The 24,569-nt window shown below is 70.8% G+C and carries 19 protein-coding genes; 5 read left to right on the top strand and 14 right to left on the bottom strand.

Going from position 1 to position 24,569, the window contains the following annotated elements; all coding sequences use genetic code 11:
• The first annotated feature begins 1 nt into the window (after position 1).
• From ACFV9J_RS01180 to ACFV9J_RS01165, 4 genes are read left to right on the top strand one after another with little or no spacing between them, the layout of a single operon-like run.
• Positions 2 to 1,393 carry an ABC transporter substrate-binding protein gene (locus ACFV9J_RS01180; protein WP_385348018.1) on the top strand — a complete coding sequence of 464 codons (1,392 nt, stop codon included), beginning with the start codon at positions 2 to 4 and terminating at the stop codon, positions 1,391 to 1,393.
• Complete coding sequence (locus ACFV9J_RS01175) at positions 1,390 to 2,289, top strand: ABC transporter permease (RefSeq protein WP_385348016.1); 900 nt, start codon at positions 1,390 to 1,392, stop codon at positions 2,287 to 2,289. Before ACFV9J_RS01180 ends, ACFV9J_RS01175 begins: the two co-directional genes overlap by 4 nt.
• On the top strand, positions 2,267 to 3,115 hold the full coding sequence (locus tag ACFV9J_RS01170) for an ABC transporter ATP-binding protein (protein WP_385348014.1): 849 nt from the start codon (positions 2,267 to 2,269) through the stop codon (positions 3,113 to 3,115). The genes ACFV9J_RS01175 and ACFV9J_RS01170 overlap by 23 nt, the downstream gene beginning before the upstream one ends.
• Before the next feature lie 11 nt (positions 3,116 to 3,126).
• Positions 3,127 to 5,847, top strand: a complete 2,721-nt coding sequence (locus tag ACFV9J_RS01165; protein WP_385348011.1) for a fumarate reductase/succinate dehydrogenase flavoprotein subunit — start codon at positions 3,127 to 3,129, stop codon at positions 5,845 to 5,847.
• A 36-nt stretch (positions 5,848 to 5,883) separates the two neighbouring features.
• Here the strand turns inward: ACFV9J_RS01165 and recQ are convergent, their stop codons facing one another.
• Positions 5,884 to 7,902, bottom strand: a complete 2,019-nt coding sequence (recQ, locus tag ACFV9J_RS01160; protein ID WP_385348855.1) for a DNA helicase RecQ — start codon at positions 7,900 to 7,902, stop codon at positions 5,884 to 5,886.
• Positions 7,903 to 8,134: 232 nt separating this feature from the next.
• Here recQ and ACFV9J_RS01155 point away from each other — a divergent pair, with 232 nt between their 5' ends.
• The gene (locus ACFV9J_RS01155; protein ID WP_385348009.1) at positions 8,135 to 8,734 is read left to right on the top strand and encodes a Uma2 family endonuclease; all 600 of its coding nucleotides are present in this window, start codon (positions 8,135 to 8,137) and stop codon (positions 8,732 to 8,734) included.
• Positions 8,735 to 8,808: 74 nt separating this feature from the next.
• On the opposite strand, the gene nuoN is transcribed toward ACFV9J_RS01155, so the two are convergent.
• The 13 genes from nuoN to ACFV9J_RS01090 are packed head-to-tail and all read right to left on the bottom strand — an operon-like array spanning position 8,809 to position 24,569.
• Positions 8,809 to 10,467: an NADH-quinone oxidoreductase subunit NuoN gene (gene nuoN, locus ACFV9J_RS01150; RefSeq protein ID WP_121715422.1), complete on the bottom strand. Its 1,659-nt coding sequence runs from the start codon at positions 10,465 to 10,467 to the stop codon at positions 8,809 to 8,811.
• Entirely contained in the window at positions 10,464 to 12,035 is a 1,572-nt protein-coding gene (locus ACFV9J_RS01145; RefSeq protein WP_385348006.1) for an NADH-quinone oxidoreductase subunit M, read from the bottom strand. The genes nuoN and ACFV9J_RS01145 overlap by 4 nt, the downstream gene beginning before the upstream one ends.
• A gap of 5 nt (positions 12,036 to 12,040) precedes the next feature.
• On the bottom strand, positions 12,041 to 14,005 hold the full coding sequence (gene nuoL, locus ACFV9J_RS01140; RefSeq protein ID WP_385348003.1) for an NADH-quinone oxidoreductase subunit L: 1,965 nt from the start codon (positions 14,003 to 14,005) through the stop codon (positions 12,041 to 12,043).
• Between the two features lie 14 nt (positions 14,006 to 14,019).
• The gene (gene nuoK / locus ACFV9J_RS01135; protein WP_003974374.1) at positions 14,020 to 14,319 is read right to left on the bottom strand and encodes an NADH-quinone oxidoreductase subunit NuoK; all 300 of its coding nucleotides are present in this window, start codon (positions 14,317 to 14,319) and stop codon (positions 14,020 to 14,022) included.
• Positions 14,316 to 15,173: an NADH-quinone oxidoreductase subunit J gene (locus ACFV9J_RS01130; RefSeq protein WP_011029738.1), complete on the bottom strand. Its 858-nt coding sequence runs from the start codon at positions 15,171 to 15,173 to the stop codon at positions 14,316 to 14,318. Before ACFV9J_RS01130 ends, nuoK begins: the two co-directional genes overlap by 4 nt.
• A complete protein-coding gene (gene nuoI, locus ACFV9J_RS01125; RefSeq protein ID WP_385347999.1) occupies positions 15,170 to 15,847 on the bottom strand; it encodes an NADH-quinone oxidoreductase subunit NuoI in 678 nt (225 codons plus the stop codon). Before nuoI ends, ACFV9J_RS01130 begins: the two co-directional genes overlap by 4 nt.
• Positions 15,840 to 17,231 (bottom strand): NADH-quinone oxidoreductase subunit NuoH, encoded by a 1,392-nt coding sequence (gene nuoH / locus ACFV9J_RS01120; protein ID WP_385347996.1) that lies wholly within the window; start codon positions 17,229 to 17,231, stop codon positions 15,840 to 15,842. Before nuoH ends, nuoI begins: the two co-directional genes overlap by 8 nt.
• Positions 17,228 to 19,732 carry an NADH-quinone oxidoreductase subunit G gene (locus ACFV9J_RS01115; RefSeq protein ID WP_385347994.1) on the bottom strand — a complete coding sequence of 835 codons (2,505 nt, stop codon included), beginning with the start codon at positions 19,730 to 19,732 and terminating at the stop codon, positions 17,228 to 17,230. The genes nuoH and ACFV9J_RS01115 overlap by 4 nt, the downstream gene beginning before the upstream one ends.
• Positions 19,729 to 21,078: an NADH-quinone oxidoreductase subunit NuoF gene (nuoF, locus tag ACFV9J_RS01110; protein ID WP_003974379.1), complete on the bottom strand. Its 1,350-nt coding sequence runs from the start codon at positions 21,076 to 21,078 to the stop codon at positions 19,729 to 19,731. The genes ACFV9J_RS01115 and nuoF overlap by 4 nt, the downstream gene beginning before the upstream one ends.
• The gene (gene nuoE, locus ACFV9J_RS01105; protein ID WP_385347991.1) at positions 21,075 to 21,947 is read right to left on the bottom strand and encodes an NADH-quinone oxidoreductase subunit NuoE; all 873 of its coding nucleotides are present in this window, start codon (positions 21,945 to 21,947) and stop codon (positions 21,075 to 21,077) included. Before nuoE ends, nuoF begins: the two co-directional genes overlap by 4 nt.
• Positions 21,944 to 23,266 (bottom strand): NADH-quinone oxidoreductase subunit D, encoded by a 1,323-nt coding sequence (locus ACFV9J_RS01100; protein ID WP_030145370.1) that lies wholly within the window; start codon positions 23,264 to 23,266, stop codon positions 21,944 to 21,946. The genes nuoE and ACFV9J_RS01100 overlap by 4 nt, the downstream gene beginning before the upstream one ends.
• A complete protein-coding gene (locus tag ACFV9J_RS01095) occupies positions 23,263 to 24,018 on the bottom strand; it encodes an NADH-quinone oxidoreductase subunit C (RefSeq protein ID WP_385347988.1) in 756 nt (251 codons plus the stop codon). Before ACFV9J_RS01095 ends, ACFV9J_RS01100 begins: the two co-directional genes overlap by 4 nt.
• Positions 24,015 to 24,569 (bottom strand): NADH-quinone oxidoreductase subunit B family protein, encoded by a 555-nt coding sequence (locus ACFV9J_RS01090; protein WP_006133126.1) that lies wholly within the window; start codon positions 24,567 to 24,569, stop codon positions 24,015 to 24,017. The genes ACFV9J_RS01095 and ACFV9J_RS01090 overlap by 4 nt, the downstream gene beginning before the upstream one ends.

The raw sequence follows: 24,569 nt of genomic DNA, 5'->3' as shown, positions 1-24,569 counted from the left end.
CATGAAACCGAAACGCACCACGCTCCCCCTGCCCGCCTTGCCCACCTTGCCTGCCCTGCCCGCCACCGCTGCCTCCGTGGCCCTGCTCCTCTCCGTCACCGCCTGCGGCGGCGACGCCTCCGCCGGCGGGAACGGCTCCACTGTCACCGTGACCGTCGGCTACCAGTCGAGGACGATCAACACGGTCACCGCCGGCACCCTGCTGCGCTCCCTCGGCTACTTCGAGAAGCAGCTCAACTCCCTCGGCGACGGCGTCACCTACAAGGTCGACTGGCAGGACTACGCGACCGGCGCGCCCATCACCGCCCAGATGACCGCCGGGAAGATCGACATCGGCTCGATGGGCGACTTCCCCCTGCTCATCAACGCGGCCCGCGGCAAGCAGCTCGGCAAGCCGACCCGCCTGGTCTCGGTCACCGGCTACAACCTCCGCGGCGGCCTCAACACCATCGTCGTCGCACCCGGTTCCTCCCTCGCCTCCCTGAAGGACCTCAAGGGCAAGAAGGTCTCGACCAGCGTCGGCTCGGCCGCCGACGGCACCCTCGTACGCGCCCTGCAACGCGCCGGCCTCGACCCCGCCGAGGACATCGAGAAGCTCAACCAGCAGCCCGCGGTGGGCGCCTCGGCCCTGGACTCGGGGAGCGCGGACGCCCTGTCGCAGTTCGTCGCCTGGCCCGGCCTGCTCGCCCAGCAGGGCAAGGCCAAGGCGCTGTACGACGGGGCGCGGCTGAACCTGCCCACGTTCCACGGCGTCACCGCCGCCGAGGGCTTCGCGAAGGAGCGCCCCGCCGTACTGGAGGCCTTCCTGAAGGCCCAGACGCAGGCGACCGACTACCTGGACGCGCACCCCGTGGCCGCCGCCGAGAAGGTCGCGAAGGCCACCGGTCTGCCCGCGGAGACCGTCTACCTCTACAACGGCGCCCAGGGCATCGCCACCTTCGACCCGGCGATCAGGCCGCAGCTCGTCGCGGCCCTCAAGAAGGACGTCTCGATCCTCAGGGACGCGAAGCTCACCGGCGACGTGGACGTGGACGCCTTCGTCGACGACCAGTACGTGAAGAAGGCGCTCGGCCCGGCCGGATACGCCGAGCGGCTCGCCTCCGCGCCCCCGGAACCGGCCGGCGAGGTCTGGCCCAAGGGCGCGCGGAAGACCCTGGCCTTCTCCTCCCCCACGGCGCTGCTGCGGCACGTGGCCGGACATCGCGAGGAGGTCCGCGCCGCGTACGTCCCCGACACCACCGGCACCCTGTGGTTCGCCGACCGGGCGGTGTGGGTGGCCGACGGCGGCGACCTGCTGCCCTTCGTCACACCGGAGACCGCGCAGGCGTACATCGCCGGGCACGGCGGAGCGCGTGTCGTCCCGTACGCCGAGGCACTGGAGCGGGCGTCGTGAACCGCTCCGCCCGATACGCGCTGCGGATCGCCTCGCTCGCGCTGGCCCTGGGCCTGTGGCAGCTGCTGACCAGCCAGGACGTCGACCTGTGGCTGCGCTTCTCGCAGTTCCCGACCGTCACCGACGTGGCCCACACCTTCGCCGACCGGCTGGCGGGGCCCGACTACTGGACGGACCTCACCGACAGCCTGACCCGCATCCTCACCGGCTTCCTGCTCGCCGCCGTCCTGGGCGTGGCCACGGGTGTGCTCGTGGCCCGCTCGCGGCTGGCCGAGGACCTGCTCGGCCCGGTCCTCGAGGTGATCCGGCCCATTCCCGCCATCGCCCTCGTCCCCGTGGCGATCCTCCTGTTCCCCTCCAACGAGCAGGGCATCGTCTTCATCACCTGCACCGCCGCCTTCTTCCCCGTGCTGGTCTCCACCCGGCACGCGGTACGCGCGCTGACGCCCGTGTGGGAGGAGGCGGTCCGCACCATGGGCGGCGGCCGATGGCGGGTCCTCGGCTCGGTGGTCCTGCCGGGCGCGCTGCCCGGTGTCTTCGGTGGCCTGTCGGTCGGCATCGGCGTCTCGTGGATCTGTGTGATCTCCGCCGAGATGATCTCCGGTCAGTACGGCGTGGGGTACCGCACCTGGCAGGACTACACGGTCGTCGACTACCCGGGGGTCTTCGTCGGCATGGTCACCATCGGCGCCCTCGGCTGGCTGACCTCCACGGCCGTGGAACTGCTGGGCCGCCGCCTGACCCGCTGGCTGCCGCGCACGGCACAGGGTCCCGCCGCCCGCCCGAAGACCTCGCGGACCGGGGCGGCGCCCCCGCCCGCCGGCACCTCCGCCGTACGCAAGGACACCCGCGCCCGTCCCGAGGAGGCACGCGATGAACACCTCGTCCGAGACTGAGACTGAGACTGAGACTGAGATCGAGGCCAGGACCGGGACCGGGACCGGGATTAAGGCCGCGACCGCGACCGCGAGGGAGACCGGTGCGCCTCCCCGCGGCACCCGGCTCACCCTGCGCGGCGCCACCCTCGGCCGCCCGGACGCCGCCGCGGTGAGCGGTGTGGACGTCGATGTCGCCCCCGGCGAGATCCTCACCGTGGTCGGCCCCTCGGGCTGCGGCAAGTCGACGCTGCTGCGCACGCTGGCCGGCCTGCTGCCGCCGCTGTCCGGGACGGCGGAACAGGACGGCCGCCCGATCGACGGCCCGGGCGCGGACCGCGCACTGGTCTTCCAGGAGGACGCCCTCCTGCCCTGGCGCACCCTGCGCGCCAACGTCGAACTCCCGCTCGCCGTCCAGGGCCTGCCCCGCACCGAACGCCGAAGCCAGGCGACGGCCTGGCTGCAACGGGTCGGACTCGCCGCCCAGGCCCGGCACTTGCCGCACCGCGTCTCCGGGGGGCAGCGCCAGCGCGCCCAGTTGGCCCGCGCACTGGCCGGGCGCCCCCGTGCCGTCCTGATGGACGAGCCCTTCGGCGCCCTCGACGCCCAGACCCGCGCCGGCATGCAGGATCTGCTGGTGGAGGTACTGCAGGGCACCGGAGCCACCGTCGTCTTCGTCACCCACGACGTGGACGAGGCCCTGTACCTCGGCGACCGGGTCGCCCTGCTCGGCACCGGCCGCCTGACCGATGTGCGCGACGTGCCCCGCCCCCGGGACCGCGCCGCGCACGACGACCCGGCCCGCACGGCGCTGCGGCGCGACGTCCTGACATCCCTCGGCACCTGAAAGGCCCCCTGGTGGAGATCCCCGCTCTCACCGACGCCGAAGAACTCTCCTGCGACGTCCTCGTCGTCGGCGGCGGCACCGCCGGCACCATGGCCGCGCTGACCGCCGCCGAGCACGGCGCGAACGTACTGCTGCTGGAGAAGGCCCACGTCCGCCACTCCGGGGCCCTCGCCATGGGCATGGACGGCGTCAACAACGCCGTCGTCCCCGGCCGCGCCGAACCCGACGACTACGTCGCCGAGATCACCCGGGCCAACGACGGCATCGTCGACCAGTCCACCGTCCGCCAGACCGCCACCCGCGGCTTCGCCATGGTCCAGCGGCTGGAGTCGTACGGGGTGAAGTTCGAGAAGGACGAGCACGGCGAATACGCCGTCCGCCAGGTGCACCGGTCCGGCTCCTACGTGCTGCCGATGCCCGAGGGCAAGGACGTCAAGAAGGTCCTCTACCGGCAACTGCGGCGGCGCGAGATGCGCGAGCGCATCCGCATCGAGAACCGCGTGATGCCGGTGCGGATCCTGACGGCGGAGGGTCGGGCGGTGGGCGCGGCGGGCTTCAACACCCGCACCGGGCGGTTCGTGGCCGTCCGCGCGGGTGCCGTGGTCCTCGCCACCGGCGCCGCCGGCCGCCTCGGCCTGCCCGCCTCCGGCTACCTCTACGGAACCTACGAGAACCCCACCAACGCCGGTGACGGCTACTCCATGGCCTTCCACGCCGGTGCCGAACTGACCGGCATCGAGTGCTTCCAGATCAACCCGCTGATCAAGGACTACAACGGCCCGGCGTGCGCCTACGTCGCCAACCCCTTCGGCGGCTACCAGGTCAACCGGCACGGCGAGCGCTTCGTCGACTCCGACTACTGGTCGGGCCAGATGATGGCCGAGTTCGCCGCGGAGGTCGCCAGCGACCGGGGTCCGGTGTACCTGAAGCTCAGCCACCTCCCGGAGGAGTCGGTCTCCGCCCTGGAGTCCATCCTGCACTCCACCGAGCGGCCGACGCGCGGCACCTTCCACGCGGGCCGCGGGCACGACTACCGCACCCACGACGTCGAGATGCACATCTCCGAGATCGGGCTGTGCGGCGGCCACTCCGCCTCGGGCGTCCGCGTCGACGACCACGCCCGCACCACCGTCCCCCGCCTCTACGCCGCCGGTGACCTGGCCTGCGTGCCGCACAACTACATGATCGGCGCGTTCGTCTTCGGCGATCTGGCGGGCGCGGACGCGGCCCAGTACACGGCCTACGCGGGTGAACTGCCGCCGGAGCAGCTGCGCGAGGCGCACGAGCTGGTCTACCGCCCGCTGCGCAACCCCGACGGGCCGCCGCAGCCCCAGGTCGAGTACAAGCTGCGGCGCTTCGTCAACGACTACGTGGCGCCGCCGAAGTCCGGCGCCCGGCTGTCGCTCGCCCTGGAGTCCTTCGAGCGGATGCGCACGGACATCGCGGCGATGGGCGCCCGCACCCCGCACGAGCTGATGCGCTGCGCCGAGGTCACCTTCATCCGCGACTGCGCGGAGATGGCGGCCCGGTCCTCCCTCGCCCGCACGGAATCCCGCTGGGGTCTGTACCACGAGCGCGTCGACATCCCCGAGCGCGACGACGCGTCCTGGTTCCACCACCTCGATCTGCACAAGTCCCCCTCCGGTGCGATGGAGTTCACGGCACGTCCCGTGGCTCCCTACCTGGTTCCCATCGACGAGTTCACGCCGGTCGGCGGCCCCTCCCGGCACCTCGGCGAGGTGCACCCCGAGCAGGTGGCGACGGCCGGGGACCGCGATGCCGCGCCCCTCGCCACCGCGGACCGCCCCACGGCCACCGCGGTCACCGCGGCCGCCGAACCCGGCGCCGCCGGGTCCCCCCGGCTGCTGGAACTGCTCGCCCTGGCCGAGAACGAACCCGACCTCTGCGCCCTCCGTCCGTACCTGTCCGACCCCGCACCGGGCGTCCGGCGCACGGCGGTCACCGTGCTCACCGAGACCGTCCCGGCCGGTACCGGCCCGGCGCTCGCCGCCGCCCTGTCCGATCCCGACGGCGAGGTGCGCGCCGCCGCGGCCGCCTCCCTGCGTGAACTGGCCGAGACGCTGACACCCGAGCCCGCCCTGGGCGAGCCCCTCGCCGAGGCCCTGGCCCGGACCGACCCCGTCGTCCGCGCCACCGCCCTCGACCTGCTGCGCATCCTGCGGCTGGGCCACGCCGACACGTTCGCCGCCGCGCTCCGCGACCCCGACGCCCCGGTGCGCATCGAGGCGGTGCGCGGGCTGGTGTCGCTGGACGCCGCCGAGTCGCTCTCCCCGGCCGCCGAGGATCCGTCCCGCGAGGTGCGGGTCGCGGTCGCCAAGGCGCTGGGGACGCTGCGGGCGGCGCCCCGCACCGGCGGCCCCCTCGACCGGCTCACCGAGGACCCCGACGTCCTGGTCCGCGGCGCCGCCCTCGCGGCCCTGGCGGACACGGGCTGCCCGGCCCCCCTGGCGGCCCGTGCGGTCACCGCGCTGTCCGACCCCGCCTGGCAGGTACGGGCGGGCGCGGCCACCGCGCTGTCCGCGGCCGGGCCCGACCGCGCGGTTCCCGTCCTCGCCAAGGCCCTCGCCGACCGGAACGCCGACGTCCGCAAGGCGGCCGTCCTCGCCCTGACCCGGCACACGGCCACCACCGAGGACGCCCGGACGGCACTCGCGACCGTCACCGGCGACACCGACGCCGACGTCAGGGCGTACGCGACCCGGGCGCTGTGACGCGCGGCGGGCGCGAGGGCCGGCCTCGGCCCGTCCCTATATCCAGTCCTCGGGCTCGGGCTCCGGCTCGTGCTCGGGCCAGTCGTCCGCGCCGGCCCGCGCACCCGAACCGGTTCCCGGTCCGTCCGACGGGGCGGTCGCGGGCGCCGGGGCGGAGCCCGGTCCCTCCAGCCCCGCCAGCACCTCGACCACGCCCTCCCCGTACGTCGTCAGCTTCTTCTCGCCGACGCCGCTGATGCCCCCGAGCTGCCCGACCGAGGTGGGCCACACGGTGACGATCTCCCGCAGGGTGGCGTCGTGGAAGATGACGTACGCCGGGACGCCCTGCTCGCGGGCCTGTTCCGCGCGCCAGGCGCGCAGTGCCTCGAAGGCGGGGACCAGCTCCTGGGGCAGCTCGGCGGCGGCCGCCTTCGGCTTGCGCTCGCCGCGTCCGCCGCCCGCCGACTTGGCCGCGGCGGGCTTCTTGGGCTCCTTGCGCAGCGGCACCTCCCGCTCCCGCCGCAGGACCTCACCGCTGGTGTCGGTCAGCACCAGCGTGCCGTACTCCCCCTCGACCGCGAGCAGGCCCTGGGCCAGCAGCTGCCGGGCGACTCCCCGCCACTCGCCCTCGGTCAGCTCCTCGCCGATGCCGAACACGGAGAGCTGGTCGTGGTCGAACTGGATGACCTTGGCGGTGCGCTTGCCCAGCAGGATGTCGATGATCTGCCCGGCGCCGAACTTCTGCCCCCGCTCCCGCTTCAGCCGTACCACCGTCGACAGCACCTTCTGCGCCGCCACCGTGCCGTCCCAGGTCTCGGGCGGGGTCACGCAGGTGTCGCAGTTGCCGCAGGCGGACCCGTCCGGGTCCTGGCCGAAGTAGGCGAGGAGCTGGCCCCGGCGGCACCGGGCGGTCTCGCACAGGGCGAGCATGGCGTCCAGGTGGGACTGGGCCCGGCGGCGGAACGCCTCGTCGCCCTCGCCGGACTGGATCAGCTTGCGCTGCTGTATGACGTCGTTGAGGCCGTACGCCATCCAGGCCGTGGAGGGCAGGCCGTCCCGCCCCGCGCGGCCGGTCTCCTGGTAGTAGCCCTCCACCGACTTCGGCAGGTCGAGGTGGGCGACGAACCGTACGTCGGGTTTGTCGATGCCCATACCGAAGGCGATGGTCGCCACGACCACCAGGCCCTCCTCGCGCAGGAACCTCGACTGGTGCGCCGCGCGGGTGCCCGCGTCCAGACCGGCGTGGTACGGCACCGCCTCGACGCCGCTGCGCGACAGGAACTCCGCGGTCTTCTCGACCGAGTTGCGCGAGAGGCAGTAGACGATGCCCGCGTCGCCGGGGTGCTCCTCGCGCAGGAAGCCCAGGAGCTGCTTCTTGGGGTCGGACTTCGGCACGATCCGGTACTGGATGTTGGGCCGGTCGAAGCTGGCCACGAAGTGCCGGGCCGTCGGCATGTGCAGCCGCTCGGTGATCTCGCGGTGGGTGGCGTCGGTGGCCGTCGCCGTGAGCGCGAGCCGGGGCACGTCCGGCCAGCGCTCGCCCAGCAGCGACAGGGCGAGGTAGTCGGGCCGGAAGTCGTGGCCCCACTGCGAGACACAGTGCGCCTCGTCGATGGCGAACAGGGAGATCTTGCCGCGGGAGAGCAGATCGAGGGTGCTGTCCAGGCGCAGCCGCTCGGGCGCCAGGTACAGCAGGTCCAGCTCGCCGGCCAGGAACTCGGCCTCCACCACGCGCCGCTCGTCGAAGTCCTGCGTCGAGTTCATGAACCCGGCCCGCACGCCGAGCGCCCGCAGCGCGTCGACCTGGTCCTGCATCAGCGCGATCAGCGGCGAGACCACTATGCCGGTGCCCGGCCTGACCAGGGACGGGATCTGGTAGCACAGCGACTTCCCGCCGCCGGTCGGCATGAGCACCACGGCGTCGCCGCCGGCGATCACGTGCTCGACGATCGCCTCCTGCTCACCGCGGAAGGCGTCGTACCCGAAGACCCGGTGCAGGGTGGCCAGCGCCTCGCTGTCCCCGTCCCTCACCTGCGCCGTCTCTGCCATCTCGCCGATCACGCCCGTCCCGCCCATCGTCTTGTCCCCCGTACCTACTGCCTCGCCCATCCGGTCTGCCTGGCCCGTCCTGCCCCGACCACTGCCTCCACGATAGGGGTCCGCGCCGACAGCCCGGGAGTTATCCACAGGCCGCCCGGCCCCGCCCGCGTCAAGGACACGACGATCGTTCACACGTTCGCGGGAGACCCGCCCGTTTCCGGCGGATAGTCTGATTGCACCCGCGAGACTCCGTCCCATGGGAGCACTGATGAGCGTCGCACCGAAGGCGTCCACCCCCGACTGGCCGACCCCGCCGGAGGGCGGCTGGACCGCGGACGACCTGGACCGGCTTCCGAACCTGCCTCCGCACACGGAGCTGATCGACGGGAGCCTCGTCTTCGTGAGTCCGCAGACTCTTTTCCACTCACGCGCTGTCGACTTCTTCAACTGGCAGCTTCAATCCCTCGCCCCGGCGGAGTTCGAGGTCGTCCGAGAGTTCACCATCGACATCGACCGGCAGAACCGGCCCGAGCCCGATGTGATCGTCCTGCGAGGCGACGTGGTGGACGACCCGGAGCAGACCCGCTACCCAGCCGAGGCCGTCACCCTGGCCGTCGAGGTCGTCTCCCCGGAATCGGTGTCCCGCGACCGCGAGACCAAGCCCCTGAAGTACGCCCGGGCCGGTATCGCCCACTACTGGCGGGTGGAGAACGAGAAGGGTCTCGCCGTCGTCCACGCCTTCGAGCTGGAGCCCACGACCGGCGCCTACACCAGTGTGGGCATCTTCCGTGAGCGCATCAAGGTGAGCGCCCCGTTCCCGACGGACCTGGATCTCAACGCCATCAAGGCACGCCGCGGCGGCGAGTAACCCCGCGCGCACGACCGCGGCCCGGCACCCGCGAGGGGTTCCGGGCCGCAGCCTCGAGCACAGCGAGCGCCGCGTCAGCGCACGAACACCCCCGCCTGTCCCGCCAGGTCCAGGAAGTACTGGGGCGCCACGCCGAGCACCACCGTGACGGCCACGCCCACGGCGATCGCCGTCATCGTCAGCGGTGACGGCACCGCGACCGTCGGGCCTTCCGGGCGCGGCTCGCTGAAGAACATCAGCACGATCACCCGGATGTAGAAGAACGCCGCGATCGCCGACGAGATCACGCCGATCACGACCAGCGGGGCCGCGCCGCCCTCCGCCGCCGCCTTGAACACGGCGAACTTCCCCGAGAACCCGGAGGTCAGCGGGATACCGGCGAAGGCCAGCAGGAACACCGCGAAGACCGCCGCCACCAGCGGCGACCTGCGGCCGAGCCCGGCCCACTTCGACAGGTGCGTCGCCTCGCCGCCCGCGTCGCGGACCAGCGTGACGACCGCGAAGGCGCCGATCGTGACGAAGGAGTACGCGGCCAGGTAGAAGAGGACGGACGAGATGCCCTCCGGCGTGGTCGCGATGACACCGGCGAGGATGAAGCCCGCGTGCGCGATCGACGAGTACGCCAGCAGCCGCTTGATGTCGGTCTGCGTGATCGCGACGATCGCACCGGCCAGCATCGTGACGATCGCCACGCCCCACATCACCGGCCGCCAGTCCCAGCGCAGGCCGGGCAGGACGACGTACAGGATGCGGAGCAGGGCGCCGAAGGCGGCCACCTTGGTCGCCGCCGCCATGAAGCCGGTCACGGGTGTCGGCGCGCCCTGGTAGACGTCCGGCGTCCACATGTGGAACGGCACCGCGCCCACCTTGAACAGCAGGCCCATGACGATCAGCGCGGAGCCGACGAGCAGCAGCGCGTCGTTGCCCATGGTGTCGGCGAGCGCCGGGGTGACGTTCTGCACGGTGCCGTCGACGACCTGGGCGATCGTGCCGTACGACATCGAGCCCGCGTAGCCGTAGAGCAGCGCGATGCCGAACAGGGTGAACGCCGAGGCGAAGGCGCCGAGCAGGAAGTACTTGACCGCCGCCTCCTGCGACATGAGCCGCTTGCGGCGGGCCAGCGCGCACAGCAGGTACAGCGGGAGGGAGAAGACCTCCAGGGCCACGAAGAGCGTCAGCAGGTCGTTGGCCGCCGGGAAGACCAGCATGCCGGCGACGGCGAAGAGGAGGAGCGGGAAGACCTCCGTCGTGGTGAAGCCGGCCTTGACCGCCTTCTGCTCGCTCTCGCTGCCGGGCACCGCAGCCGCCTGCGCGGCGAAGGAGTCGACGCGGTTGCCGTGCTGCTCCGGGTCGAGGCGCCGCTCGGCGAAGGTGAACAGGCCGACCAGGCTGGTCAGCAGGATGGTGCCCTGCAGGAACAGGGCCGGTCCGTCGACGGCGACGGCACCCATCGCCGCGATCCCGGCCTTGGTCGTGCCGTACCCGCCCGCCGCGAGCGCGACGATCGCCGCGAACGCCGCCACCAGGGCGACGGCGGACACGAACATCTGCGCGTAGTAGCGGGACCTGCGCGGCACGAAGGCCTCGACCAGGATTCCGATGATCGCCGCGCCGAGGACGATGAGGACGGGCGACAGCTGCCCGTACTCGATCTTCGGTGCGTCGATCTTGGCGATCGGGTCGGCCGCCGTCGCCGCCGTTGTCCACAGGCTGTGGACGGCTGATGCGCTCACTTGGCCGCCTCCACCTCAGGCTGGGGGTCCGTCTTGTGTACGTCGGACATGGTCTGCTCCACCGCCGGGTTGACGATGTCCGTCACGGGCTTCGGGAAGACGCCCAGGAAGATCAGCAGCGCCACCAGCGGCGCCACCACCACCAGCTCGCGCACCCGCAGGTCGGGCATCCCGTTCACCTCGGCCTTCACCGGGCCCGTCATCGTCCGCTGGTAGAGGACGAGGGTGTAGAGCGCGGCGAGCACGATGCCTAGGGTGGCGATGATGCCGATCACCGGATAGCGCGTGAACGTGCCGACCAGGACCAGGAACTCACTGACGAAGGGCGCGAGGCCCGGCAGGGAGAGGGTCGCGAGGCCGCCGATCAGGAAGGCGCCGGCCAGGATCGGGGCGACCTTCTGCACACCGCCGAAGTCGGCGATGAGCCGCGAGCCGCGCCGCGAGATCAGGAACCCGGCGATCAGCATCAGCACGGCGGTCGAGATGCCGTGGTTGACCATGTACAGCGTGGCGCCGGACTGGCCCTGGCTGGTCATCGCGAAGATGCCCATGATGATGAAGCCGAAGTGCGAGATCGACGCGTAGGCGATCAGCCGCTTGATGTCGCGCTGGCCGACCGCGAGCAGCGCGCCGTAGATGATGCTGATGACCGCCAGGACCAGGATGACCGGCGTCGCCCACTTGCTGGCCTCCGGGAAGAGCTGGAGGCAGAAGCGGAGCATCGCGAAGGTGCCGACCTTGTCGACGACCGCCGTGATGAGCACGGCGACCGGTGCGGTCGACTCCCCCATGGCGTTGGGCAGCCAGGTGTGCAGCGGGAACAGCGGCGCCTTCACCGCGAAGGCGAAGAAGAAGCCGAGGAAGAGCCAGCGCTCGGTGCTGGTCGCCATGTCCAGCGAGCCGTTGGCCCGGGCCTCGGCGATCTCCGTGAGTGAGAAGTTCCCGGCGACCACGTACAGCCCGATCACCGCGGCCAGCATGATCAGACCGCCGGCCAGGTTGTAGAGCAGGAACTTCACCGCGGCGTACGACCGCTGGGTCGCCGCCGTCTTCTCGCCGTGCTCGTGCGCCCGGTCGCCGAAGCCGCCGATCAGGAAGTACAGCGGGATCAGCATGGCTTCGAAGAAGATGTAGAAGAGGAAGACGTCGGTGGCCTCGAAGGAGATGATCACCATCGCCTCGACGGCCAGGATCAGGGCGAAGAAGCCCTGTGTCGGCCGCCACCGGCTGCTGCCGGTCTCCAGCGGGTCGGCGTCGTGCCAGCCCGCGAGGATGATGAACGGGATCAGCAGGGCGGTCAGCGCGATCAGCGCCACCGCGATGCCGTCCACGCCCAGTTCGTACCGGACGCCGAAGTCCGCGATCCAGGAATGGGACTCGGTGAGCTGGTAGCGGTCGCCGTCGGGGTCGAAGCGGACCAGGACCGCGATCGCCAGCCCGAGCGTGGCCAGCGAGACCAGCAGCGCCAGCCACTTGGCCGCGGTGCGTTTCGCGGCCGGCACGGCTGCCGTGGCGATCGCCCCGACGGCCGGGAGGGCCGCCGTGACTGTCAGCAGGGGAAAGGACATCGGTATCAGACCGCCCTCATCAGCAGGGTCGCGGCGACGAGGAGTGCCGCACCGCCGAACATCGAGACCGCGTACGAGCGCGCGAAGCCGTTCTGCAGCTTGCGCATCCGCCCGGACAGGCCGCCGACCGAGGCCGCCGTCCCGTTGACGACTCCGTCGACCATCGTGTGGTCGACGTAGACCAGGGAGCGCGTCAGGTGCTCGCCGCCGCGGACCAGGACGACGTGGTTGAAGTCGTCCTGGAGCAGGTCGCGGCGGGCGGCCCGGGTGAGCAGCGACCCGCGCGGGGCGACGGCGGGGACCGGACGGCGCCCGTACTGCGCCCAGGCGACGGCGACGCCGATGACCATGCAGGCCACCGTCGCCCCGGTGACCGCCCCGGCGCTGATCGGGGAGTCGCCGTGGCTGTGCCCGGTGACGGGCTCCAGCCAGTGCATGAAGCGGTCGCCGATGCTGAAGAAGGCACCGGCCCCGACCGATCCGACGGCCAGCACGATCATCGGGATCGTCATGAGCCCCGGCGACTCGTGCGGGTGCGGGGGCTCGTAGGTGCCGCGTGTCTCGGCGGCGGGCTCCACGTCCGGCTTCGCGGGCGACGGCGTCGGAGCGTTGCGCCAGCGCTCCTCGCCGAAGAACGTCATCAGCATCACGCGTGTCATGTAGTACGCGGTGATGGCCGCGCCCAGCAGGGCGCACGCGCCGAGGATCCAGCCCTCGGTGCCGCCCTTGGCGAACGCCGCCTCGATGATCTTGTCCTTGGAGAAGAAGCCGGACAGGCCCGGGAAGCCGATGATGGCGAGGTAGCCGAGGCCGAAGGTCACGAAGGTGACCGGCATGTACTTGCGCAGCCCGCCGTAGCGGCGCATGTCGACCTCGTCGTTCATGCCGTGCATGACGGAGCCGGCGCCGAGGAACAGCCCGGCCTTGAAGAAGCCGTGCGTCACCAGGTGCATGATCGCGAAGACGTAGCCGATCGGGCCGAGGCCCGCGGCGAGCACCATGTAGCCGATCTGCGACATGGTCGAACCGGCCAGGGCCTTCTTGATGTCGTCCTTGGCACAACCGACGATCGCACCGAAGAGCAGCGTGACCGCGCCCACGATGGTGACCACCAGTTGCGCGTCGGGCGCGCCGTTGAAGATGGCACCGGAACGGACGATCAGGTACACGCCCGCCGTCACCATGGTCGCGGCGTGGATGAGGGCCGAGACCGGGGTCGGGCCCTCCATCGCGTCCCCGAGCCAGGACTGCAGCGGCACCTGGGCGGATTTGCCGCAGGCGGCGAGCAGCAGCATCAGGGCGATCGCGGTGAGCTTGCCCTCGTCCGCCCCGGCCGCCATCCCGGCCTCCCCGTGGCCGCCGAGCACCGGCCCGAAGGCGAAGGTGCCGAACCACAGGAACATCAGCATGATGCCGATGGACAGGCCCATGTCGCCGACGCGGTTGACCAGGAAGGCCTTCTTCGCGGCGGTGGCGGCGCTGGGCTTGTGCTGCCAGAAACCGATCAGCAGGTAGGAGGCGAGACCGACGCCCTCCCAGCCGACGTACAGCAGCAGGTAGTTGTCGGCGAGGACGAGGATCAGCATCGCCGCGAGGAACAGGTTCAGGTAGCCGAAGAAGCGGCGGCGGCGCTCGTCGTGCTCCATGTACGCGACCGAGTACAGGTGGATGAGCGAGCCGACGCCGGTGATCAGCAGGACGAACGTCATCGACAGCTGGTCGAGCCGGAAGGCGACGTCGGCCTGGAATCCCTCCACCGGGATCCAGCTGAACAGGTGCTGCGTCAGGGTGCGGTCCTCGGCGCCGCTGCCGAGCAGGTCGGCGAAGAGGACGACGCCGATCACGAAGGACACGGCGGCCAGCAGCGTGCCGATCCAGTGGCCGACGCGGTCCAGCCGGCGTCCGCCGCACAGCAGGACCGCCGCTCCGAGCAGGGGCGCCGCCACCAGCAGCGCAATCAGGTTCTCCACGTTTCAGCAGCCCCTCACAGCTTCATCAGGCTGGCGTCGTCGACCGAGGCCGAGTGGCGGGAACGGAACAGGGACACGATGATCGCGAGCCCGACCACGACCTCCGCGGCGGCGACGACCATCGTGAAGAAGGCGATGATCTGGCCGTCGAGGTTGCCGTGCATGCGGGAGAAGGCGACGAACGCGAGGTTGCAGGCGTTGAGCATCAGCTCGATGCACATGAAGACCACGATCGCGTTGCGCCGGATCAGCACGCCGGTGGCACCGATCGTGAACAGCAGGGCCGCGAGGTACAGGTAGTTGACGGGGTTCACTTCGACGCCTCCTCGGACTGCTTGGAGTTGTCGGGGCCGACCGCCTTGCGTTCCAGCCGGTCCTCGGCCCGCTGCTCCAGCGCCTTCAGGTCGCCCAGCGCCTCCATCGACACGTCGCGGATCTGGCCCCGCTCGCGCAGCGTCTTGCTGACGGTCAGCTCGGAGGGGGTGCCGTCGGGCAGCAGCCCCGCGATGTCGACCGCGTTGTGCCGGGCGTACACGCCGGGTGCCGGCAGCGGCGGCAGGTGCTTGCCGTCGCGGATGCGCTGCTCGGACAGCTCGCGCTGGGTCCTGGCGCGCTCGGTGCGCTCGCGGTGGGTGAGCACCATGGCACCGACTGCCGCCGTGATGAGCAGGGCACCGGTGATCTCGAAGGCGAAGACGTACTTGGTGAAGATGAGGGACGCGATGCCCTCCACGTTGCCGTTCGCGTTGGCCTGGGCGAGGCCGGTGAACTCCGAGACAGAGGCGTTGCCGATGCCGGCGATCAGCAGGATGCCGAAGCCGAGCCCGGACAGCAGGGCCAGCCAGCGCTGGCCCTTGATGGTCTCCTTCAGGGAGTCCGCCGCGGTGACGCCGACGAGCATCACCACGAACAGGAACAGCATCATGATGGCGCCGGTGTAGACGACGATCTGCACGATGCCGAGGAAGTAGGCGCCGTTGGCGAGGTAGAACACCGCCAGGACGATCATCGTCCCGGCGAGGCACAGCGCGCTGTGCACGGCCTTCTTCATGAAGACGGTGCACAGGGCGCCGATCACCGCGACCGTGCCGAGGATCCAGAACTGGACGGCCTCTCCGGTGGAGGTGCCGGCGGAGAGGGTCGCCGCGGCGGCGAGCTGCGCGCTCATCGGCGGATCACCTCCTCCGACGCCGGTTCGGTCGCGCCGAAGGTGGAGTCGCCCTCCTGGACGACCTCCCCCTTGGAGTGGGCGACCTGCTGGACCGTGCCGGGCGCGGCCTCGGTGACCAGGCCCCGGTAGTAGTCCTGCTCGTCGGTGCCGGGGTGGATGGCGTGCGGCGAGTCGACCATGCCCTCCTCCAGACCGGCGAGCAGCTGGTCCTTGGTGAAGATGAGGTCGGCACGGGTGGAGTCGGCCAGCTCGAACTCGTTGGTCATCGTCAACGCGCGCGTGGGGCACGCCTCGATGCACAGGCCGCACAGGATGCAGCGGGCGTAGTTGATCTGGTAGACGCGGCCGTACCGCTCGCCCGGCGAGTAGCGCTCCTCGTCGGTGTTGTCCGCGCCCTCGACGTAGATGGCGTCGGCGGGACAGGCCCAGGCGCACAGCTCGCAGCCGACGCACTTCTCCAGGCCGTCCGGATGGCGGTTGAGCTGGTGCCGTCCGTGGAAGCGTGGAGCGGTGGTCTTCTGCTGCTCCGGGTACTGCTCGGTCAGCCGCTTCTTGAACATGGCCTTGAAGGTCACGCCGAAGCCGGCCACGGGGTTCATGAAACCGGGCTCGGTCCCCTTGTGATCCACGTGTTCCGTGGTGTCCCTGTGTTCTTCGCGTTCCTCAGCCATCGGACGCCTCCTTTCCATCCGTAGGTCCGCCCGCAGGTCCGTCACTGTGAGTATCGGGCCCACCACTGACAATCAGCTCCCGCTCCCGGCGGGGACGGCGCCTGGGCACCGGCGGCACCTGCTGTCCGGGCATCGGCGGGACGGGGAATCCGCCGGCCATCGGGTCGAAGGCGCCCTCCGCCTCGGCGGCTTGTTCGCCGGGCTGTTCGGTGCCCTTGCCGCCCTTGTCGCGGTACATGTCGACGAGGAAGGACAACAGCAGCAGGACCAGGACGCCGCCGCCGATGTAGAGGGCGATGTCGCTGAAGCCGTAGTTCTCGTTCCTGAGGGCCCGCACGGTCGCGACCAGCATCAGCCAGACCAGGGAGACCGGGATGAGGACCTTCCAGCCGAGCTTCATCAACTGGTCGTAGCGGACCCGGGGAAGGGTGCCGCGCAGCCAGATGAAGAAGAACAGCAGCAGCTGGACCTTGACCACGAACCAGAGCAGCGGCCACCAGCCGTGGTTGGCGCCCTCCCAGAAGGTGCTGATCGGCCAGGGGGCCCGCCAGCCGCCGAGGAACAGCGTGGTGGCGACCGCCGAGACCGTCACCATGTTCACGTACTCGGCGAGCATGAACATCGCGAACTTGATCGACGAGTACTCGGTGTTGAAGCCGCCCACCAGGTCGCCCTCGGACTCGGGCATGTCGAAGGGGGCGCGGTTGGTCTCGCCGACCATGGTGACGATGTAGAGGATGAAGGAGACCGGCAGCAGCACGATGTACCAGCGGTCGTCCTGCTGGGCGACGATCTCCGAGGTGGACATCGAGCCGGAGTAGAGGAAGACCGAGGCGAACGCGGCGCCCATCGCGATCTCGTAGGAGATCATCTGGGCGCAGGAGCGCAGGCCGCCGAGCAGCGGGTACGTCGATCCGGAGCTCCAGCCGGCGAGCACGATGCCGTAGATGCCGACCGAGGCGACCGCCAGGATGAACAGCATGGCGATCGGCAGGTCGGTCAGTTGCATGGCGGTGCGGTGGCCGAAGATCGAGACCTCGTTGCCGGCCGGCCCGAAGGGGATCACCGCGATCGCCATGAAGGCCGGGATGGCCGCCACGATCGGCGCGAGGACGTAGACCGCCTTGTCGGCGCGCTTGACGACGAGGTCTTCCTTGAGCATCAGCTTGATGCCGTCGGCGAGCGACTGGAGCATGCCCCAGGGGCCGTGCCGGTTCGGACCGATGCGCAGCTGCATCCAGGCGACGACCTTGCGCTCCCACACGATGGAGAACAGCACGGTCACCATCAGGAAGGCGAAGCAGAACACCGCCTTGACGACGACCAGCCACCAGGGGTCGGTGCCGAACATCGAGAGGTCTTCAGCGGCGAGGTACGGGCTCATGCCTCCACCTCCTTGGGGGCGGCGCCCGCGGGCGTCGCCGGACCGATGCGGACGAGGGTTCCGGGCAGTACCCCGGCGTCGGAGGCGACGCCGGTGCCTGCCGAGTTCAGCGGAAGCCAGACCACCCGGTCGGGCATCTCGGTGACCTGCAGCGGGAGTTCGACGACTCCGGCGGGACCGGTCACGGCGAGGACGTCGCCGTCCTTGACGCCCGCCTCGGCGGCCGTCGCGGCCGACAGCCGCGCGCGGGCGGCGTGCCGGGTGCCCGCCAGTGCCTCGTCGCCCTGCTGCAACAGTCCCTGGTCGAGCAGGAGCCGGTGCCCGGCCAGTACGGCCTCTCCGGCGGCCGGTCGCGGCAGCGCGCTCGCGGTCTGCAGCGGCTCACCGGCCCGCGGCCCGTCCCAGGCACCGAGCCGGTCGATCTCCGCGCGCGTGGTGCGCAGATCGGGCAGACCGAGGTGTACGTCCATGGCGTCGGCCAGCATCTGCAGGACGCGGGCGTCGGCGGGGGCGAGGCGGCGGGTCATCTGATCGGGCTTGAGCGCGGCCTCGAAGAAGCGCACCCTGCCCTCCCAGTTGAGGAAGGTGCCGGGCTTCTCGGCGACCGCGGCGACGGGCAGGACCACGTCGGCGCGTTCGGTGACCTCGCTGGGCCGCAGCTCCAGCGACACCACGAACCCGGCCTCGTCGAGTGCCGCACGCGCGCGCGTGGGGTCGGGCAGGTCGGCGACCTCCACGCCCGCCACGAGCAGCGCCTGGAGTTCGCCCCGGGCGGCGGCCTCGACGATCTCGCCGGTGTCGCGGCCGTAGCGGTGCGGAAGGTCGGCCAGGCCCCACAGGGCGGCGACCTCCGCGCGTGCGCGCGGGTCGGTCGCCGGGCGCCCGCCGGGCAGCAGCGACGGCAGCGCGCCCGCCTCGATGGCGCCGCGGTCCCCGGCCCGGCGCGGGATCCACACCAGTCGGGCGCCGGTCGCCGCCGAGGTCCGTACGGCGGAGGTGAGCCCCCCGGCCACGGAGGCCAGCCGCTCGCCGACGACGATCACGGCGCCCTCGGCGCGCAGGGCCTCGGCGGCCTGGGTGCCGCCCTCCTCCAGGCCGACGCCGCTGGCGAGGGCGTCCAGCCACTCGGTCTCGGTGCCGGGAGCGGCGGGGAGCAGGGTGCCGCCCGCCTTCTCCAGGCCCCGCGTGGCGTGCGTGGCCAGCGAGAAGACCTTCTGGCCGTGCTGGCGCCAGGCCTTGCGCAGCCGGAGGAAGACGCCGGGCGCCTCCTCCTCGGCCTCGAAGCCGACCAGCAGGACGGCGGGCGCCTTCTCCAGCGACGTGTAGGTGACGCCGGTGCCGTCCAGGTCACGGCCGTGTCCGGCGATCCGGGCGGCCAGGAAGTCGGCCTCCTCGGCGCTGTGCACGCGCGCGCGGAAGTCGATGTCGTTGGTGTCGAGCGCCACGCGCGCGAACTTGCTGTACGCGTAGGCGTCCTCGACGGTGAGCCGCCCGCCGGTCAGGACACCGGTGCGGCCCTTGGAGGCGAGCAGGCCCTGCGCGGCGATCTGCAGTGCCTCCGGCCAGGAGGCCGGCTCCAGCTCGCCCTCGGCGTTGCGTACCAGGGGCGTGGTGAGCCGGTCGCGCTGCTGGGCGTACCGGAAGCCGAAGCGTCCCTTGTCGCAGATCCACTCCTCGTTGACCTCGGGCTCGTTGGCCGCGAGGCGCCGCATGACCTTGCCGCGCCGGTGGTCGGTGCGGGTGGCGCAGCCGCCGGAGCAGTGCTCGCACACCGACGGCGAGGAGATCAGGTCGAAGGGGCGGGAGCGGAACCGGTAGGCCGCCGAGGTGAGCGCGCCGACCGGGCAGATCTGGATGGTGTTGCCGGAGAAGTACGACTCGAAGGGGTCTCCCTCACCGGTGCCGACCTGCTGGAGCGCGCCCCGCTCGATCAGCTCGATCATCGGGTCGCCCGCGACCTGGTTGGAGAACCGGGTGCAGCGGGCGCACAGCACGCAGCGCTCGCGGTCGAGCAGGACCTGCGTGGAGATCGGCACGGGCTTCTCGTAGGTCCGCTTCCTGCCCTCGAAGCGGGAGTCGGACTGGCCGTGCGACATGGCCTGGTTCTGCAGCGGGCACTCGCCGCCCTTGTCGCAGACCGGGCAGTCCAGCGGGTGGTTGATGAGCAGCAGCTCCATCACACCGTGCTGGGCCTTCTCGGCCACCGGTGAGGTGAGCTGCGTCTTCACCACCATGCCGTCGGTGCAGGTGATGGTGCAGGATGCCATGGGCTTGCGCTGGCCCTCGACCTCGACGATGCACTGGCGGCAGGCGCCGGCCGGGTCGAGGAGGGGGTGGTCGCAGAACCGGGGGATCTCGATGCCGAGCTGCTCGGCGGCCCGGATGACCAGGGTGCCCTTGGGCACGCTGATCTCGGCGCCGTCGATCGTCAGCGACACGAGGTCCTCCGGCGGGACCGCCGCCTCTCCCCCTCCCGAGGGAGCATTGGTGGTCACTGTCATGCCTTCACCTCCGTGCGGTCGGCCCAGGCCGTCGACTTGGCCGGGTCGAAGGGGCAGCCGCGGCCCGTGATGTGCTCCTCGTACTCCTCGCGGAAGTACTTGAGCGAGGAGAAGATCGGCGAGGCGGCACCGTCGCCGAGGGCGCAGAAGGACTTGCCGTTGATGTTGTCGGCGATGTCGTTCAGCTTGTCGAGGTCGGACATCTGTCCCTTGCCGGCCTCGATGTCACGCAGCAACTGGACGAGCCAGTACGTGCCTTCGCGGCACGGTGTGCACTTGCCGCAGGACTCGTGCGCGTAGAACTCGGTCCAGCGGGTGACGGCGCGTACGACGCAGGTCGTCTCGTCGAAGCACTGGAGCGCCTTCGTACCCAGCATGGAACCGGCGGCGCCCACTCCTTCGTAGTCGAGGGGGACGTCGAGGTGCTCGTCGGTGAACATCGGCGTCGAGGAGCCACCGGGCGTCCAGAACTTGAGCCGGTGGCCGGGGCGCATGCCGCCGCTCATGTCGAGGAGCTGGCGCAGTGTGATGCCGAGCGGGGCCTCGTACTGGCCGGGGCCCGCGACGTGGCCGCTGAGCGAGTAGAGCGTGAAGCCCGGGGACTTCTCGCTGCCCATCGACCTGAACCAGTCCTTGCCCTTGTTCAGGATCGCGGGAACTGAAGCGATCGATTCGACGTTATTCACCACAGTCGGGCACGCATAGAGGCCCGCGACGGCAGGAAAGGGGGGACGGAGCCGCGGTTGACCCCGGCGGCCTTCGAGCGAGTCGAGCAGTGCGGTCTCCTCACCGCAGATGTACGCGCCCGCGCCCGCGTGCACGGTGAGGGTGAGATCGAGTCCGCTGCCCAGGATGTTCTCGCCGAGGAAGCCGGCCGCGTAGGCCTCGCGCACGGCCTCGTGCAACCGCCGCAGCACTGGGACGACTTCACCACGCAGATAGATGAAGGCATGCGAAGACCTGATGGCGTAACACGCGATGACGATGCCCTCGATGAGGCTGTGCGGGTTCGCGAAGAGGAGCGGGATGTCCTTGCAGGTCCCCGGCTCCGATTCGTCGGCGTTGACAACTAGATAGTGAGGCTTGCCGTCCCCCTGAGGAATGAACTGCCACTTCATCCCCGTCGGGAACCCGGCACCGCCGCGTCCGCGCAGACCGGACTCCTTGACGTACGCGATCAGGTCGTCCGGCGCCATCGCCAGCGCCTTGCGGAGCCCCTCGTACCCCTCGTGCCTCCGGTAGACGTCGAGAGTCCACGACTCGTCCTCGTCCCAGAAGGCCGACAGCACGGGTGCGAGCAGCTTCTCCGGGTTGCTGCCCCTGATCTCGGCTGCCACGGTCATCACTCCCCCTCCTCGGCGGTAGGCCCTGCCGGGTGGGCAGGGTCGGATGCCGATGTGTCCTGCGGCGCGTCGTGCGAGCTGAGGTGTTCCGTCGGGGACGGGTCGTGCACGGCCCGGTCCTGCGGCGCGTCGTGCGGTCCGCCGTCCCGCGGGTGCACCACGCGCGCGGCGGACGCTTCGCCCTTCGCCAGCTTCAGGCCGGCCAGGGAGGCGGGACCCGCGCTGCCGCCGGCCGCGACGGCGCCGTCCCGCTCGTCGGGGAAGCCCGCCAGTATCCGGGCGGTCTCCTTGAAGGTGCACAGCGGAGCACCGCGCGTGGGCGTCACCGGCCGTCCCGCGCGCAGGTCGTCGACGAGGCGACGGGCGCTCGCGGGGGTCTGGTCGTCGAAGAACTCCCAGTTGACCATCACGACCGGCGCGAAGTCGCAGGCCGCGTTGCACTCGATGTGCTCCAGGGTGACCTTGCCGTCCTCGGTGGTCTCGCCGTTGCCGACGCCGAGGTGTTCCTGGAGGGACTCGAAGATCGCGTCGCCGCCCATCACCGCGCACAGCGTGTTGGTGCACACGCCGACCTGGTAGTCGCCGCTCGGCCCGCGCCGGTACATGGTGTAGAAGGTGGCGACCGCGGTGACCTCGGCGGTGGTCAGGTCCAGCATGTCCGCGCAGAACCGCATCCCGGTGCGCGTGACGTGTCCCTCCTGCGACTGCACGAGGTGCAGCAGCGGCAGGAGGGCGGACCGGGAGTCCGGATAGCGGGCGATGACCTCGCGCGCGTCGGTCTCCAGCCGGGCCCGGACGTCGTCCGGGTAGGCGGGCGCGGGCAGTTCCGGCATGCCCAGGCTGACGCCCCGCTCCGAAGAAGAGGTGGTCACCGGTCGACGCCTCCCATCACGGGGTCGATGGAGGCCACCGCGACGATGACGTCGGCGACCTGGCCGCCCTCGCACATCGCCGCCATGGCCTGCAGGTTGGTGAAGGACGGGTCGCGGAAGTGGACCCGGAAGGGGCGGGTGCCGCCGTCGGAGACGACGTGCACCCCCAGCTCGCCCTTGGGGGACTCGACCGCCGTGTACGCCTGTCCCGGCGGTACCCGGAATCCCTCGGTGACCAGCTTGAAGTGGTGGATCAGGGCCTCCATGGAGGTGCCCATGATCTTCTTGATGTGGTCGAGGGAGTTGCCCAGGCCGTCCGGCCCCAGGGCGAGCTGGGCGGGCCAGGCGATCTTCTTGTCGGCGACCATGACCGGGCCGGGCTGGAGCCGGTCCAGGCACTGCTCGACGATCCTGAGCGACTGGCGCATCTCCTCCAGCCGGATCAGGAAGCGGCCGTAGGAGTCGCAGGTGTCGGCGGTCGGGACGTCGAAGTCGTACGTCTCGTAGCCGCAGTACGGCTGGGTCTTGCGCAGGTCGTGCGGGAGACCGGTGGACCTGAGGACGGGGCCGGTGGCGCCGAGCGCCATGCAGCCGGCCAGGTCGAGGTAGCCGACGTCCTGCATGCGGGCCTTGAAGATGGGGTTCCCGGTGGCGAGCTTGTCGTACTCCGGGAGGTTCTTGTTCATCTTCTTCACGAACTCGCGGATCTGGTCCACCGCGCCCGGCGGCAGGTCCTGGGCGAGGCCGCCCGGGCGGATGTACGCGTGGTTCATCCGCAGGCCGGTGATCAGCTCGTAGATGTCGAGAATCAGTTCACGATCACGGAAGCCGTAGATCATGATCGTGGTGGCGCCCAGCTCCATGCCGCCGGTGGCGATGGCCACCAGGTGCGAGGAGAGCCGGTTCAGCTCCATCAGCAGGACCCGGATGATCGTGGCCCGGTCCGGGATCTGGTCCTCGATGCCGAGGAGCTTCTCGACGCCCAGGCAGTACGCCGCCTCGTTGAAGAACGGCGTCAGGTAGTCCATGCGCGTCACGAACGTGGTGCCCTGCGTCCAGGTCCGGTACTCGAGGTTCTTCTCGATGCCGGTGTGCAGGTAGCCGATGCCGCAGCGGGCCTCGGTGACCGTCTCCCCGTCGATCTCCAGGATGAGGCGGAGCACGCCGTGCGTGGACGGGTGCTGGGGGCCCATGTTGACGACGATGCGCTCGTCGTCGGCGCGGGCCGCGGACTGGACGACCTCGTCCCAGTCACCGCCGGTGACCGTGTAGACGGTGCCTTCGGTCGTCTCCCTGGGGGAGGCGTGGGAAGTGCTCACGAGTACGACCTCCGCTGGTCCGGAGCCGGGATCTGGGCGCCCTTGTACTCGACGGGGATGCCGCCGAGGGGGTAGTCCTTGCGCTGCGGAAAGCCCTGCCAGTCGTCCGGCATCATGATCCGCGTCAGGGCCGGGTGATCGTCGAAGACGATGCCGAAGAAGTCGTACGTCTCGCGCTCGTGCCAGTCGTTCGTCGGATAGACGGAGACCAGCGACGGGATGTGCGGGTCGCCGTCGGGGGCGCTGACTTCGAGGCGGATCAGCCGGTTGTGGGTGATCGAGCGCAGGTGGTAGACGGCGTGCAGCTCGCGGCCCTTGTCGTGCGGGTAGTGGACGCCGCTGACGCCGGTGCACAGTTCGAAGCGCAGGGCCGGGTCGTCGCGCAGGGTGCGGGCGACGCGGACCAGATGTTCGCGCTCGATGTGGAAGGTCAGCTCGTCGCGGTCGACGACCGTCTTGTCGATGGCGTTGTCGGGCAGGAGTCCCTGCTCCTCCAGCGCGCCCTCGAGTTCGTCGGCGACCTCGTCGAACCAGCCGCCGTAGGGCCTGCTCGCCGGTCCGGGGAGCCGGATGGAGCGGACCAGGCCGCCGTAGCCGGAGGTGTCGCCGCCGTTGTTGGCGCCGAACATGCCGCGCTGGACGCGGATCTCCTCGCCGCCCTGGCCCCGCTGGCCGGGGAGGTTCTCCGCGGACAGGTCCTTCTCGGGGTTGACCTCGTTCGCGTCACCCGCGGTGTTGTTCGCGTCGCTCACCGCAGCAGCCCCTTCATCTCGATCGTGGGCAGGGCCTTGAGCGCCGCTTCCTCCGCCTCGCGGGCCGCTTCCTCGGCGTTGACCCCGAGCTTGGAGCTCTGGATCTTCTGGTGGAGCTTGAGGATGGCGTCCATGAGCATCTCGGGCCGCGGCGGGCAGCCGGGGAGGTAGATGTCGACGGGGACGACGTGGTCCACGCCCTGGACGATGGCGTAGTTGTTGAACATGCCGCCCGAGGAGGCGCAGACCCCCATGGAGATGACCCACTTCGGGTTCGGCATCTGGTCGTAGACCTGCCGCAGCACCGGCGCCATCTTCTGGCTCACCCGGCCCGCGACGATCATCAGGTCCGCCTGCCGCGGCGAGCCGCGGAAGACCTCCATGCCGAAGCGCGCCAGGTCGTAGCGGCCGGCGCCGGTGGTCATCATCTCGATGGCACAGCAGGCGAGGCCGAACGTGGCCGGGAAGACGGACGACTTGCGCACCCAGCCCGCGGCCTGCTCGACGGTGGTCAGCAGGAAGCCGCTCGGCAGTTTTTCTTCGAGTCCCAT

The sequence above is a fragment of the Streptomyces sp. NPDC059906 genome, assembly GCF_042730645.1.
Classification (GTDB): Bacteria; Actinomycetota; Actinomycetes; order Streptomycetales; family Streptomycetaceae; genus Streptomyces; species Streptomyces rubrogriseus.
This window is presented reverse-complemented; position numbering and strand designations above follow the sequence as displayed.